The sequence below is a fragment of the Methylotenera versatilis 301 genome (assembly GCF_000093025.1).
Lineage (GTDB): Bacteria > Pseudomonadota > Gammaproteobacteria > Burkholderiales > Methylophilaceae > Methylotenera > Methylotenera versatilis.
This window is the reverse complement of record NC_014207.1, coordinates 2,553,503-2,568,203: the sequence shown is the minus strand read 5'-3', so window position 1 is coordinate 2,568,203 and position 14,701 is coordinate 2,553,503. Positions and strand designations below refer to the sequence as shown.

The following is a 14,701-nucleotide window of genomic DNA, read 5'->3' as shown; positions in this document are numbered from 1 at the left end:
TTATTGAGATGTTATACACCCTTTCCTGAAAGTTTAGTCGGTGCTTTGATGCAGATGTTGTAAGAAAGTGCCAATGCAAGGCCTAGTCAGCGGTTAACTTCTTTACCTAAGCAGCGCAGACTAGTAACGGGCAAGTTTAAGGGTTAAGGTCTGGAGGTTATGATGACAATATCAGATGAACGATTGTTTTATCGGGCAGCTATACAAAGCAATAATAATTAATATGCCTTTTGTGACAAGCAAGCTAAATCATCTGAGAGTATAACCACTGTGCTCAAAGTATTTTGGATTGATACTGTGTGTGCCAATTTTTTGGTGGTTTTAAACAATTTAACTTTGCTCTAAAGCAGTTAAACGTTCTAAATATACAGTTTTAAGCACTGGTGCTAGGTTGGGAATTTTTAGAGCTTTGTGAAGTAGATGTATAGGTTTTTCACCAGCCAGCGCTAAATCTAGTTTCTGTAAAATTAGTGCGGTGCGAACCGTAATTGAGTCTGCTTCGCGGTCTAACAGTGTGATTTCATCACCAGCTTTTATAGAACCCGCTGTGATTACGCGCTGGTAAAATCCGCTGCGGCCGCTATTTAAAAATGTTTCTAATATATCTGGTTGTCCTATCTTGTGTCCAAACTTAAAGCATGGGATTCTAGGCATCGTGACTTGTACGATTGCTTCACCAATTTTCAGGGTATCGCCAATTTGAATGGAGTCTTCATCAAAACCAGAAATGGTTAAATTCTCACCAAACGTTCCGTAGGGTAAATCAGTTAAACCAAGTGTGTCTTGCCAGTATGCATAATGCTCAAAAGGATAGCTGTATATGGCTTGGTGCTCACCGCCGTGGACGGCTTTGTCGGCTTGGTCATCGCCATTTAAACCTAATTTTGCCAGCCAGACTGGGCGTTTCACGGGAAGTTTGTAAATACCCGTCAGCACTGGCAATTCATCAATAATCACAGTTTTTGGCTGTGCAACATTAAGTGAAATTAATTTCATACCGATGAACCATTTAAGATTATTCAGGTTTTATTATCAGTCATATTGGAACTTTTTTTAATACGCTATTTTACGTAGATGGCCTAATGTTATTTATTTGTGAGCTTACTTATCCATTTTATAAACTATGACATACTCATTACTTTTATATAGTCTTTAATCTCATAGACGTAATGGACGAATATGCTTAATTGTTAAGCAAAAAATAACTTTATTAAATGATTTGAACTATTGAATAACATGTCTCAGCTAGCTTGTTGCTGACTTCACTAAAATGATGAGAGGGAGTTTACTATGTCGATGGAGCTTATTTGCTTGGGTTGGTCTTCAGTTTTAGGAATTGTTCATGTGATTGTTGCAGGAAATGCGCGAACGAAAGAGTTTGGCGCCAAATGGAATATGAGCGCCCGTGATGATAAAAAACCTCCTTTAAGTCCATTTACGGAAAGACTTTTTAGAGCGCAGTCTAACTTCTTTGAAACGTTTCCACTATTTGCAAGTGCTGTGCTAATAGTGACGGTGTCACAAAATTTTAGTCTGTATAGTTACTGGGGTGCTCTAATTTACATGGTAGCCAGAGTAGCCTATTTTCCACTATATGCTTTTGGAATCCCAGTAATTCGTACATTAGTATGGCTGCTTTCGATGATTGGGCTACTGTTAGTTCTAATCCCACCATTATTTTAACAGTCAGGGTTTTATTGGATGGTTAACAGTGACTTGCCTAAAAAATTAGGAACAACAAACTAATTTCTGTCGGCCTGCTCGCAAGCGCAGATTTTCATCGTCAGCTTTGCTTCAATGTAATATCTAGGGTACATATGACGGTTATTAAATGGACACTTTACTTAATAAACTGAAGTTATGAAATTCGGATGATTCTGATAAATAAAATATGATTGAACCTCTGTTTTTTTAAACTGACTTATAAGCGTTAATCTTATCAAGTGAAGTTTTAGATGAAGCCTTTGGTTTATATAGTTTGGTTTAAACGAGACTTGAGAATTCAAGACCATGCAGCCTTATTCGAAGCTTGTGAACTAGGGCAGGTATTGCCAATTTTCACTTGGGATTCAAGTGTATGGAATGGAGGGGATTATGCAACTCAACACCAGATGTTTGTCGAAGAATGCTTGGTGTCACTCAGGCGTAATTTGCAAACAATTGGATTGTCACTTTTAGAGGTTCGCGGTGGCATCATTGAGGTGCTTAACCATATTGCAATGTTTTATCGTATAGGAGGCTTGCATAGCCACGAAGAAACTGGAAACAACAATACCTATCAACTAGACAAAGCCGTAGCGTCATGGTGCAAAGCGCAAAATGTTAATTGGCATGAGTATCCACACAATGGTGTAGTGAGGCGCCTGAAAAATAGAGATATTTGGACTGCTGTTTGGGAAAAACGCATGTCTGCCCAGACAATGCCTTTGCCAACACAAGCAAAAATGGCGACTTTGCCATTAGACATTTTGCCAAATAATGATGTTTCACACCTTAGATACACTCAAGCAGATAAGCCATTCAGGCAAAAAGGCGGGCGTGAAGAAGCAAGTAGGGTTTTGCATACCTTTTTAAACGGTCGTGGCAGTCGCTATCGTGGTGGTATATCTAGTCCCCTATCCTCAGAAAGTGCAGGCTCTAGACTCTCTCCCTATTTGGCTTGGGGGGTATTAAGTATGCGTGAAGTTGTGCAGAATTTGCGTCAGAAAAAGTCAAGTATTCAAGCGAGCCCATCTACTTACCCTAATGGACTGTTAGCTGGTTTGGCTAGTTTTGAAAGCCGCTTACACTGGCATTGTCATTTTATGCAAAAGTTAGAATCTGAGCCTGCTATTGAGTATGAAAATCTTCATCCAGCTTTTAATGGTTTTCGCGATCAGAGTTATGCTAGCGCAGAACTACAAAACAGATTAACGGCATGGAAAGCTGGACAAACTGGCTGGCCATTGGTGGATGCTTGTATGGCGATGTTAAGGGACACCGGTTGGATTAACTTCAGAATGCGAGCGATGCTAATGAGCACAGCTAGCTATTTGCTTTGGTTACATTGGCGCGAGACAGGTTTACATTTGGCTAGAGAGTTTTTAGATTACGAGCCGGGTATTCATTGGTCACAAGTGCAGATGCAATCGGGTACCACTGGTATCAACACTCTGCGCATTTATAATCCCGTTAAGCAAGCAAAAGATCAAGATCCTGAAGGTATCTTTGTCAGAAGGTGGCTGCCTGCCTTGCGTAATGTTCCTAATACTTGGATTTTTCAACCTTGGCTGATGCCAGAGTCGCTACAACTAGAATACGGTTGCCGTATCGGCATTGATTACCCTGCGCCATTGGTGAATATTGATCAGGCATTTAAGTTAGCAAAGACGAAATTTAGCCAACTCAGAATGAATTCAGAGGATAGGGAGCAAACGGCAAAAATTATAAAAAAACATGCCTCAAGAAAATCAACTTCTCGAATGCCGACCACGAAAAATGGCAAAGCTACACGTAAAAAACTAGCAAGCAAGCCGGGGTCGGGTCAGCAAAGCTTGTTTTAATGAATATGTGGAATCAACACTAAATTTTGGACAAAAGTCTGTTGTTGATATGTTCTACCTAGAAGGCGGTACAAAAATTATTTTTTTGTAGGCTTAATTAACCGAAGCCAACTGCTCTGACTCATGTTTTTTACTAACAAATGGTCAGCATCCAGTTGATCTATTTGGATTGCTTGCGGTATTAAATATTGTCCTCAATTTATTCTTATGTACGCTACAACACATACCTCATGGAGAGGCGTGCGTAAAATAGTTTTACCCCGACTCTTTTATATACCGCATAAGTCAGTTGTCAGTCCATACCCTAAATTTGGTTGTGCGACGATAAAAATGTTACTAACGAAATCACTAATGCAACTGCTGATAATATTAAAGAAAGGTTAATTTTTATTCGTACAGAATTCAAAGTATTTATAAGATCTTGCTCATGATTGATAGCCTTATTTGAAGTAGAGGGTAGCTGTAACTCACTGCCGTCATGTGCATTAAAAAGTAGATTTAAGAATTTATTAGTGATCTCGCCAGAGAATAAATAGGGGTCAAACGTCTGAAAGTGATGCTCTTTAAGAAACTGTTTTATTTGCTCATCTAAAGGTGCAAATTTCATTGCCCAATCACCGAAGGACAATTTGTCTATATATTTCTTGGATATGATTTTTAAATCTTTATGGCGAGAGTCAGCTTCTAATTTCTTAAGCAGAGTATTCACAGCGTCTTCATCTCCTTCAAGGCACTGAAAAAAGACACCGTCGCCGAAATAAAGAACGCCGACTAATCCATTTAAACGATTATTTATTCTGGATTTAGCTAAGATTCTCGCTACATTGGGCTCTATTTTATTAATGGTTTCTTGTGACTCAAAAGTCGATCGACTGATATAAATGACTTGTAGTAGCTTTTTCATTTTTTTAATGTTCCAAAATTAATAGCAAATTCAAACTACGTGTAAAGACAATTGGGTATAAATAATGTTCGATATTATCCAATATTTTTAGATATGAATTGCTAGTGAGTGGTCACCTGCACTTTTAATCTGTTTGTCAGGGATTCAATTTATGCTCGCCCTAAAAAGCCATAGTCTATTTAGAAATAATGATTCTTTATTTTCTGAAGAGCAATAAAAAGGCTGCGTTCATATAAAATCCATGGGCTATAATCACCTGCTTAATATCGAAAGAAATCATCTGTGAGAGCCTTTTCTGAAGTGACATTCCCTAACTTTTATATGATATTGAATTAGTGAGTTATCGATAATGGGCATAAAAGTACAGTACATAGCTTTTCCTGATGTGCAGCGGCAAGCGCAGGCTTGGCAAGATCAGGTTTTAGGAATTGTGTGTTTTAACGAGTCTAATCCGGATGATCTAAACGCAATACCCAAAATCCATTTAAATACGCCAGTTTTAGCGGGTGAGAATATTGCTTGTGAAATATGGCTGAGCGATATTTCTTCAGAAAATACCTCTAGTAGTCATGTGGTAAGCGCTAATAAAGGGGGGATTCAATATCGATTGGATGGTGAGCTTCTGTTCGGCGTCTTTAGTTTGGATGAGTTAACATTTTCGCAAGAGCAAACTCAGCCAACAGAAAATAAAATCCCCCCATTGCAGCAAGCTACCGAATCTGCTTATCGTCAGATATTCGCATTGATTGATGAGTTAGGTTACTCCAATGTCTATCGCTTCTGGAACTACATGGCGGACATTAATGATTCTAGTCATGATCTAGAGCGCTACCGCCAGTTTAACGTGGGTCGCAAACATGTTTTGATGCAGAGTGGCTGCGATGCAGGGAGCGAGTTACCTGCCGCTTGTGCGTTAGGCTTAGCCAAAGGTCCTTTAAGCATTGCATTTCTGGCAGGAAAGAAGGCAGCAGTAGCCATTGAGAATCCTCGCCAAATCAAGGCTTATGACTATCCTGAGCAGTACGGACCACTTACACCAAGTTTCTCGCGCGCTGCTTTATTGCACAGCGGCAACCAAGCCACTTTATTTATTTCAGGTACAGCTAGCATTGTTGGTCACCAAACACAGCATGCATCTGATGTTGCAGCCCAAACTAGGGAAACTTTATTAAATCTTGAGGCTGTAATTGCAGAGGCCAACAGTGTGTTGGAGCAACCGAGATTTAACCTGTGTGATAGTTTTCTCAGGGTATATATACGACATGTTGTAGATTTGGATGCAGTACGTACAGAGTTGCAGCGTTATTTGAAAGGCGAGATTAATGCCGTGTATATTCAAGCGGATATCTGCCGCCACGATTTATTGGTTGAGATTGAAGCTACTATCCAATGTCAGACAGATTTTGATAAAACGGAAGTTGCATGAACTGGATAAAGACAAACTCTGTTTCGGATTTTCTGCTACAAATTTATGACTATCTTGTCCTATATTTTGGATTGATCTGGCTGGGTTTCTTGAGTCTATGTTGGACATTGATAGCCAGTATGCTTTACCCGTTGTTGCCTGAGCGTTATGCTATTTATCTTGGCCGCTATGTGATTATGATTTCTTTCCGTGCTTACTTAGCCAGCCTGAGCTTTTCCCAGCGCTGTAACTTTGATCTAACTGAATTAGATGTACTGCGTAACGACATTCCAATGATCATCGCCCCTAACCATCCATGTCTATTGGATGCGGTCATGGTGATCTCGCGTTTACCAAATGTTGCATGTGTGATGAAAGCAGAGCTCATGAACAATATTTTCTTAGGCGCTGGTGCCCGGCTTGCGCGATATATCCGTAATGAACCGATAAGACATATGGTAATGCAGGCCAATGAGGATTTTAAAACCGGTAGTCATTTACTTTTATTTCCCGAAGGCACGCGCACTGTGCGGCAACCTATTAACCCTTTGAAGGGGAGTATTGCCCTGATTGCCCATCAGGCAAAAGTGCCTGTTCAAACACTCATCATAGAAACAAACTCACCCTATTTAAGCAAAGGCTGGCCACTGTTTCGCAAACCGACTATGCCTGTGAGTTATAAAATAAAATTAGGTAAACGTTTCCCACCGCCAGTAAATACTCACCAGTTTATGGAGGAGCTTGAAGAGTACTTTCGTGACGCGCTAAAGCCTTACCCTAAGCAATGTTTACTATCTGGGATTGATTATAATAAACCAAGCACTACACTTAACTCACAAGGGACAACATTGCCATGATCAGTCCTTCGAAGACACATATCGTCCTTATTCCCAGCTACAACCCAGGCGTCAAAGTCTATGAAACTGTGCGCACTGCTCGCCAATTCTGGAACCCAGTCTGGGTCATCATCGATGGCAGCACCGATGGTTCTGAAATCACTTTGCAGGAGATGGCGAATTCAGATAATGGTTTGCGAGTAATTCATATACCGCACAATCAAGGTAAGGGTGCTGCTGTTCTGCACGGGCTTCATATTGCCTCTGCCGAGAGCTTTACACATGTCCTGACTATGGATTCTGATGGGCAGCATCCTGCGGATTTGATACCACAGTTTATGGATGAGTCCATAAAAAATCCTGAGGTTATGGTGCTAGGAAAGCCGATTTTTGATGCCAGTGCGCCCAATATTCGCGTGCAGGGCCGCAAAATATCCAACTGGTGGGCGAACCTAGAAACACTGGGAGGAGGGATTGGTGATTCGCTATTTGGATTTCGTGTTTATCCTATCGAGCCCCTCAGAAAAGTGATGCGCTTCAATCCTTGGATGCGCCACTTTGATTTTGACCCCGAAGCTGCCGTGCGGCTAAGCTGGCGCGGCGTCAAAGTGGTGAATTTGCCTGCGCCAGTACGCTACTTTAGTACTGATGAAGGTGGCGTTTCTCATTTTCGCTACTTGCGCGACAATATATTACTCACTTGGATGTATACGCGACTGTTCCTAGGATTCGTTTTGCGATTGCCGATCCTATTGATACGGCGTTTTTAGCTGGATTTACTTAGGGTTTAACAAGCCTGCAACAATATTAAAGCGTTAAATCATTCCGCCATTGATAGAGATAATTTGCCCGGTAATATAAGTTGATTGATCTGAAGCTAGAAAGCTCACTAAATCTGCCACTTCTTTGGCCGTGCCAGCGCGTTTCATAGGTACCATATTGGCAATTGCCTGCGCATCAAATGTACTTTCACTCATGCTTGTTTCAATGATGCCAGGCGCAACTGCATTGACAGTAATACCACGGCTTGCGACTTCTTGGGATAAGGATTTAGTCGCTGCGTTCAATGCGCCCTTGGCTGCGGAATAGTTAGTCTGGCCCCGGTTGCCCGTAATGCCGGAGATGGACGACACATTGATAATGCGCCCCCAACGGCTGCGTATCATGGGCATCATCAAAGGTTGGGTGACATTGAAAAAGCCGTGCACTGATACGTCTATGACGCGATGCCACTGTGCTGAACTCATCCCCGGAAATACCGCATCATCATGGATGCCAGCATTGTTGATCAAAATCTGAATGGGCTCATTTTCTACCAATGGACTAAGGGCGGCATTCACGGCTGCTTGGTCAGTCACATCAAATTGCAACACGGTGGCACTGCCGCCCGCTGCATTAATCTCTGCTGCAAGTTGGGTTGCAGTCTCAATACCATTGTTCGCATGGATATACACATAACAACCATCCGCGGCTAGACGTCGGCAAATCGCAGCGCCAATGCCACCGCTGCCCCCAGTGACTAAAGCTCTTTTCATGTGTTTTCCAGAATCAATTTTAATGGCTCAATTGCCGTAGTTCTATTTTAGAGACTCAGCGTTTAATACCACAGCTGCTCTACCTTCTAGCAGCACTTGGTCATTCGCACTCACGCTAAATTCATATAGCATATTACTTTCGTTCGCCATCATACAGCTTGCGTTTACCTGTAAGTCTGCGGAGATGTCATCCAGACGAGTGGCGTACATATTCACACTGCGCACACTCACCAAGTAGCCAACCTTTGGGCGTGGGCTATCTGTAGCAGCAGATAATGCACCATGGACCGCCATTGCCTGCGCGGCATATTCTATACCACAGGCGATACCAAGCTGATCATGCGCGCGCAGTGGATTGTCTGTATTACGGTGGCTGACTGCAATACACTTAATATTTGTCTGATCCCAAGTTAGTACGCTATCAAGTAAGCACATATCACCCTGATGCGGGATATGGTTCGCAATCCATACTTTATCTAGCAACTGATTCAGCAAGACTTCACCTCAACTCTTAAACGTAAATCATCAAGGTAATCCAGCACAACGCTGTTAGCTTGTCCTTTTGCGATCAGTTGTAATAGAGGCAAGCCGCGTGCAGACGGGATAGCGATGCGTAAGGTTTCCAGCACAGCATCTGTAAATTTAAAAGCTTCGTCATGAGTAAGACTTACTTGAATCTGCGCGATACTTTTCTCACTTTGCTGTGGTGCAATCACCAGCGCAATACCGCAATTATCGGGAATAGGCCGTTTGCTGAACATTGGTTCAGGATAAGGGGTGTCACTTGCCATTAAGATACAGCGTGTACCATCTACTGTTACTTGCGTTAATGCATCTAATAAACCTGCGCCAAAACTGGCGTCATAGGCACATAGCACTGAGGACGTCGCCATGGTTTTGGTGGCGATGCTCCAATAACCTGCAGTAGCGTTATGTACGGAGTTATGAAAACGCGTCGGCGATATCTCCCTATCATCAGAGGCCAGCATTTCGCAGATTGTATGGCAATTAAGGCCATCACCATTTGAGAAAGAAAATACACTAGGCAGGTTTTCATCTTGTAATCCTGCTTCGACAATTGCTTGCAGTGAAGTGGCTAATGTCAACTTGACGATATTGCTTGCGCGCCTGCGTTCAGCAGCAGGCAATAGTTCGGGTGTAGGAATGATAGTTTTGGCTGATTGGTAAGGTTGTTGACCAGCCAGTATCTGGCGACCACTTGCCCAGTCATTCAAGCCCGGACCTATCAGGCCAATGCCTTCAATATAAGCTGTGAGTTTAGTGGTCAATTAGCGACTCCTAGACTACCAGCAAGTCCAAAAATAAGGCTGCAGTTAGTACCGCCAAAACCGAATGAATTGCTCATGACATGCTTTAGAGCGAGCTGTTGATTCTCTAACCGGTAATCCAGATTTAGTTCTGTATCTACTTCTTGGGTATTAAGCCCGCTAGGAATGAGTCCATGCTGCAATGCCAGTGCGCAGATTACTGCTTCAACTGCCCCAGCAGCGCCAAGTGTATGCCCAGTTGCGCCTTTGCTTGAGCTGCACGGCACGGGATTATTGAATACGGCACTGACAGCCTTGGCTTCAGCTGCATCGTTACTGAGGGTAGCAGTGCCATGCAGGTTGATGTAATCGATATCAGATGGATCCAAATTAGCGCTTTGCAGTGCCTGCTGCATGGCTATTTTTGCACCTAGCCCATCTGGATGTGGCGATGACATATGATAAGCATCGCTAGATTCGCCAATGCCCAGCAATAGTATTGCGTCATTATCAATATCCGCTGATGGTCGCTCAAGCAAGGCGAAAGCTGCAGCCTCGCCAATAGAGATGCCGTCTCGTGTGATGTCGTATGGGCGACAGGCTTGGGTTGATAGCAGCCCTAATGAGTTGAACCCATATAGCGTCGTTAAACATAGGGAGTCGACACCGCCAACGATAGCGGCATCAATTAAGCCAGCTTCTATCATGCGCCTTGCTACGCTGAAAACCTTGGCGCTAGAAGAGCAGGCAGATGACACTACCACTGCAGGTCCTGCTAGCTTAAAATATTGTCGAGTAAAATCTGTCACTGAGTAAGTGTTCTGGGTTTTATTGTAGATAAAATCTTCGGGTAGCGCCCCAGTGGTTATATCCCGATGACGGAAAGCCAGCTCGGTTTCCAATATTCCAGATGTGCTGGTACCCAAAAATACGCCTATGCGATCATGCCCATATTTCGCAGCGGCAGCATTCACGGCTTCACTGAAGCCATCCTGCTCTAGCCCGAGTTGCGCCAAGCGGTTATTGCGGCAGTCATACTCTGTCATGCCAGCATGCATTTTCACGTCATTTACGCCTTCAACCTCTCCAATGAAAGTAGATAAGTCTACAGTTTCAAAATCACAAGGTTTGAGGGTCTTTCGACATTGCCGTAACGCGTCTAAGGTTTGCATCAGACCTTTGCCTATACAGCTAGTGACAGTGAAGTGTGAGAGTAGTAACGGTTTCAAAAAATAGAGGCTTTCTTTAACTGCAGAATATCGAACATGATTTGAGTATAACCCACTGCAAAATTATTGTAATCATTATCAAGCTGCGGCTTCAGCCAGAGTGACAAAATGTAAACCTTTTGCTCGTGCGGCCTCTAATAAATCAGGCAACACGGCAATAATGATAGGCACATTGGTTTTGCTGCGTGCAGCATTGCCGTCATGCAAGAGGATGATAGCTCCTGGCTTCAAACCTGAGATCAGTGTTTTCTTAACTTTTTCTGTATCTGTGATTTGTGTATCAAAAGCACGTACAGACCAGCTCACAAGTATTAAACCTAAACGGCTCAATACGGGCTCTAGGAATGGGTTGCGTAAACCAGCGGGCGCACGAAAAAACTTTGGCCGTATACCAGTAATGCGGCTTAAAGTCTCTTGGCCATCGGTGATTTCACGCATGATGCCGTTTGAACCCATAAGCGAAAAGTATAGCTTATGGCGCTGGCTATGGTTCTCAATAGCATGCCCACGTTCTATGATCTCGCGGCAGAGTTCAGGGTGTTGCATTGCATGTTCACCAATTTGAAAAAATGTGGCTTTAACTTGGTAACGGTCTAAAATCTCAAGCACTGGTCGGGTTACTAGTGGATTCGGGCCATCATCAATGGTAAGCGCAATTTCATGACGACGCGTCGCGGCTTGCGGTAGTTTCGTCCAATTTGGACCTAGCCAATTGCTGCGCGGCAACAGCCCAACTACAGAGATAACTAATTGATTGGCAATAAAAATAGCCAGTAGCCAATGCCAGAGCTGGGGCGCTGCGAGTAGAGCTGCCAATAATACGACATGCAGAATGACTGAAATTTTAATCAATAAAGTAGGTTGCCAATTCCTTACTTGAGTATTAGTTGCTAGAACGTTCTTCATGATTTAGCACTAAATCTTTTGTCCAGAAAATTTTGCCATAACTGTTGCCAAACCGGCCACACATGGCCACCTGAAATCTTATCTACATATTCCTCAGGCAGTGTCTGCGCCATCATTGCAATGCCCTCTGAAAATCTATCATCTGCCCCATAGCCTAGATGTACTTCTGTAGGATTGACATTGGTAGTGTCCGTATTGTTTTTTAACCAGTACCAATTACCACGTTCTGTATCGTCATCTGGAATGGCATCAGGTGCCCATGCTTTAACACCTCCTGCTAACGCGACTTCACTAGTGGTGATGCGGTTGCCTGGATAAGGTGCTAACAGCAGTAAGCCATTCACTTGCTCAGGATAGCGATGTGCATAGGCGATTGCCACATAACCGCCGATGGAAATCCCCGCTATCCAAATGTTTCGATAGCCCAAAGTGCTATAAGGTTGCATCACTGTTTCGTGGATTTTTCGTAATACGCTTTGATTGGCAATCTGGTCAAACGCTAATTCCGGCATGACTAGGTCGATATCTAATTGACGTTGCCTCACTGTACTTACAAAACCTTGCGTAACAAAATCCTCCGGCAGATGGTTGGCACCAGGAAGCAGAATGATAAGCGTATTGGCTCTTTTGCCAGCATTCGCTAAATCAATGATGTGTCGCATCGAGTTTAGCCTTTACTGTGTGCAAAAACGGCCGAGAAAAGCAATGCCAGAATCACTCCGGGGGCAACAGTTACACCCATCGCCTGCAACACGGGCACGCTGGAAAAAGCCAACAAACCGAAGCCGAGTACAGTGGCAACATTGGCAAACACCAATGAGGCGTAAGTACAGGGTGAAATCTCTGACATGCCCTGTTTAATTATCGGGTTGAAGAATAATGCATAGTTAGAACCGATAGCCACAATCAACAACAAGCCTATCAAATGTAGAATGATGAGTTGTTGACCGAATAAGGCTAACCCAGCCATGACGGTGAGCACTGCGGCAACCAGTGGCGCAGTAACTGCCAATACACGCAATGGCGAACGCAGCACAAAAAGCAGCAGTACGATAATCGCCACTACTCCCACGAGCGATAACAAAATAGCTTCCTGCATATAGCCTGAATATAGGCGGTTGGATTCAGCTTTCATATCGACAAATAAGGTATTTTTAACCTTTGCTTGATCAAGTGTCACCTGTACGTTTGCCACATCAATACTACCGCTTTCCGGGGCTGTGAGCGGAATCAGTGAACTCCAATGCTGACCTTGTTGTAGTAGCATAGCATCAACAGCCATCGCCATTGAGGTGCCTTGTAAATCATTACGTTGTAATAATGGCTTACTTCGTGCAGCTTCCATATCCGTTAAAAATGGAGTGAATACAGAAGCCTGTACAGGTAAACCTTTGACCGCAACGGTTAATCTGGGTTTTAATTCAGCAGGCGTGGGCAAGCTCGCTAAACGTGCTTGCTGTGTCGCTAGACTCGGCAGGTAGTGGCTGGCGCTGTCGAAACTGCTGAGTAATCCTTTATCCACCAAACCTTGTAAAGCTGCTGATACTTTTTCAGTATTACTGAGTACCGTATCCTGACTATCCCCAGTGACAACGACTACATAACGGACATCAGGTGCTCCCATGCCTGCACGCAATCTAGCATCTAGCGCTTGGTCAGCTGCCGATACCGGGCTTAGCGCAGCAAGCTCAGTATTCCATAAATGATTGTGATGCTGGTATACGATGACGCTGGAAGCGGCCACCAATATAATCGCAGGCCAACGTAAGCTACGAGCTAGCTGCGCGTAATGGGATAATTTTAACCCGGCATTGCTGACATCCCTAATACTAAAATTCGCTGGCAACAGAGAAGGCAAAACATAGCGTGTCATCGCAGCTGCGGCAACCAAGCCTGCTACTGAATATAAACCCAACTGTGCTAAACCGGGAAAGCCTGATAACAGTAGCGCGGCAAAGCCGAATACGGAAGTCAGCACGCCTAGCCTCACCGTAGGCCATACCAGTTGAATCCACTTTTTGCGATCCTGCTCTTTATTGCCAGTTTGGTCCGATTGCATGAACAGGTAGATGGAGTAATCGACCGCTTCACCTATCAATGCGGTACCAAAACCTAATGTAATGCCATGCACCACGCCAAACCACAGGCTTACGGAGGCAATGCCAGCGAGTATGCCAGTAGCTACAGGCAAGAAGCCCAATAGCAATGCGGTGAGCGATCTATAGACGGCTAACAGCAGCAGAGCGATTAATACAGTGCTGACAATAAATATGATGCGCACTTGGCTTTTGATGGTGTCGCGCGCAACGACTGAAAACACGCCAGGACCAGTCATGAGTAATGTGGGCCGTGGCTTGGCTATTATACATTTTGCTGCTTGGTCGAATTCATTTTGAATAAATTGCATCGCCTGTTTTTGTGCATCAGTATCCGAGCCTACAGCGCTCGTTTGCAGTAACAGTAAGGCCGTATTGCCATCGCGTGAAGCCCAAGCACCTTCTACAAGCTCGGGTTTGTTACTGGCATTCATTGCATCCAAGAGTTGCAGCATTTCACCCGTTGGGTCATGCGGCAGTAGCGATTTTATTAGCAAGCCCGCGGGCGAAGCAATCTGATCTATGCTGTCGCTGATGGCGATATGCAACCCATCTATGCTGAAGTGTTCAGGTGTGACCGCCTGACTTAACAGATAACGATTATTGAACAGATAAGCGCGGTCACGTTCTGTGGTGATCGCTTCGCCGTTATTCACACTAACAAAGGCGGAGTTACTACGCAGGTTTTTTGCAATGGTTTTAGATAGCACAGCGCGGGTGCTTGGGTCAGCCCCTTCTATGCCGACTAATATCAAACGCGATGCCAACCCATCCTTGAGCTGATCCATCAGCAATTGCTGTTCCGCCGTGGGGTTGCTAGGTAGGAATGCGGATAAGTCGGCGGTAAAGTGACTGCGGCTGATAATGACTAGGCTAGCGACTATCATCAGTAGCCATATGATGATGGCCGTGCTGCAACGGCTTAGCCTAGATAGTAGCTGGGATAAGTGTGGTGGTTTTGGATTCACGAGTAAGCTGAT

General features: G+C 43.9%; 14 protein-coding genes. 5 read left to right on the top strand and 9 right to left on the bottom strand.

Annotated features, from left to right (window positions below; translation table 11 throughout):
* Positions 1-330: 330 nt before the first annotated feature.
* A complete protein-coding gene (locus tag M301_RS11750; protein WP_013149003.1) occupies positions 331-996 on the bottom strand; it encodes an MOSC domain-containing protein in 666 nt (221 codons plus the stop codon).
* Positions 997-1,290: 294 nt separating this feature from the next.
* On the opposite strand from M301_RS11750, the gene M301_RS11745 reads away from it, so the two are divergent.
* The gene (locus M301_RS11745; protein WP_013149002.1) at positions 1,291-1,683 is read left to right on the top strand and encodes an MAPEG family protein; all 393 of its coding nucleotides are present in this window, start codon (positions 1,291-1,293) and stop codon (positions 1,681-1,683) included.
* A 272-nt stretch (positions 1,684-1,955) separates the two neighbouring features.
* Positions 1,956-3,542: a cryptochrome/deoxyribodipyrimidine photo-lyase family protein gene (locus tag M301_RS11740; protein WP_013149001.1), complete on the top strand. Its 1,587-nt coding sequence runs from the start codon at positions 1,956-1,958 to the stop codon at positions 3,540-3,542.
* A gap of 304 nt (positions 3,543-3,846) precedes the next feature.
* Here M301_RS11740 and M301_RS11735 read toward each other — a convergent pair whose 3' ends face one another.
* Complete coding sequence (locus tag M301_RS11735; protein ID WP_013149000.1) at positions 3,847-4,446, bottom strand: BLUF domain-containing protein; 600 nt, start codon at positions 4,444-4,446, stop codon at positions 3,847-3,849.
* A 349-nt stretch (positions 4,447-4,795) separates the two neighbouring features.
* Between M301_RS11735 and M301_RS11730 the strand changes: the two genes are divergently transcribed.
* Genes M301_RS11730 through M301_RS11720 form a run of 3 tightly spaced genes read left to right on the top strand, consistent with a single transcriptional unit; the run spans position 4,796 to position 7,457 of the window.
* Positions 4,796-5,872 carry a chorismate transformation FkbO/Hyg5 family protein gene (locus M301_RS11730; protein WP_013148999.1) on the top strand — a complete coding sequence of 359 codons (1,077 nt, stop codon included), beginning with the start codon at positions 4,796-4,798 and terminating at the stop codon, positions 5,870-5,872.
* Positions 5,869-6,708 carry a lysophospholipid acyltransferase family protein gene (locus tag M301_RS11725; protein ID WP_013148998.1) on the top strand — a complete coding sequence of 280 codons (840 nt, stop codon included), beginning with the start codon at positions 5,869-5,871 and terminating at the stop codon, positions 6,706-6,708. Before M301_RS11730 ends, M301_RS11725 begins: the two co-directional genes overlap by 4 nt.
* A complete protein-coding gene (locus tag M301_RS11720) occupies positions 6,705-7,457 on the top strand; it encodes a glycosyltransferase family 2 protein (protein WP_013148997.1) in 753 nt (250 codons plus the stop codon). Before M301_RS11725 ends, M301_RS11720 begins: the two co-directional genes overlap by 4 nt.
* 45 nt (positions 7,458-7,502) lie before the next feature.
* Here M301_RS11720 and fabG read toward each other — a convergent pair whose 3' ends face one another.
* The 7 genes from fabG to M301_RS11685 all read right to left on the bottom strand — a co-directional run bounded on the left by fabG (position 7,503) and on the right by M301_RS11685 (position 14,689).
* Positions 7,503-8,222, bottom strand: a complete 720-nt coding sequence (gene fabG / locus M301_RS11715; protein ID WP_013148996.1) for a 3-oxoacyl-ACP reductase FabG — start codon at positions 8,220-8,222, stop codon at positions 7,503-7,505.
* Positions 8,223-8,264: 42 nt separating this feature from the next.
* Positions 8,265-8,717 (bottom strand): hotdog family protein, encoded by a 453-nt coding sequence (locus tag M301_RS11710; RefSeq protein WP_013148995.1) that lies wholly within the window; start codon positions 8,715-8,717, stop codon positions 8,265-8,267.
* Positions 8,711-9,511 carry a beta-ketoacyl synthase chain length factor gene (locus M301_RS11705; protein ID WP_013148994.1) on the bottom strand — a complete coding sequence of 267 codons (801 nt, stop codon included), beginning with the start codon at positions 9,509-9,511 and terminating at the stop codon, positions 8,711-8,713. The genes M301_RS11710 and M301_RS11705 overlap by 7 nt, the downstream gene beginning before the upstream one ends.
* Positions 9,508-10,719, bottom strand: a complete 1,212-nt coding sequence (locus M301_RS11700; RefSeq protein ID WP_013148993.1) for a beta-ketoacyl-[acyl-carrier-protein] synthase family protein — start codon at positions 10,717-10,719, stop codon at positions 9,508-9,510. The genes M301_RS11705 and M301_RS11700 overlap by 4 nt, the downstream gene beginning before the upstream one ends.
* A 78-nt stretch (positions 10,720-10,797) precedes the next feature.
* A complete protein-coding gene (locus tag M301_RS11695; RefSeq protein WP_013148992.1) occupies positions 10,798-11,625 on the bottom strand; it encodes a polysaccharide deacetylase family protein in 828 nt (275 codons plus the stop codon).
* A complete protein-coding gene (locus M301_RS11690; protein WP_013148991.1) occupies positions 11,622-12,287 on the bottom strand; it encodes a serine aminopeptidase domain-containing protein in 666 nt (221 codons plus the stop codon). Before M301_RS11690 ends, M301_RS11695 begins: the two co-directional genes overlap by 4 nt.
* Positions 12,288-12,292: 5 nt before the next feature.
* Positions 12,293-14,689: an MMPL family transporter gene (locus M301_RS11685; protein ID WP_013148990.1), complete on the bottom strand. Its 2,397-nt coding sequence runs from the start codon at positions 14,687-14,689 to the stop codon at positions 12,293-12,295.
* Between the last annotated feature and the right edge of the window lie 12 nt (positions 14,690-14,701).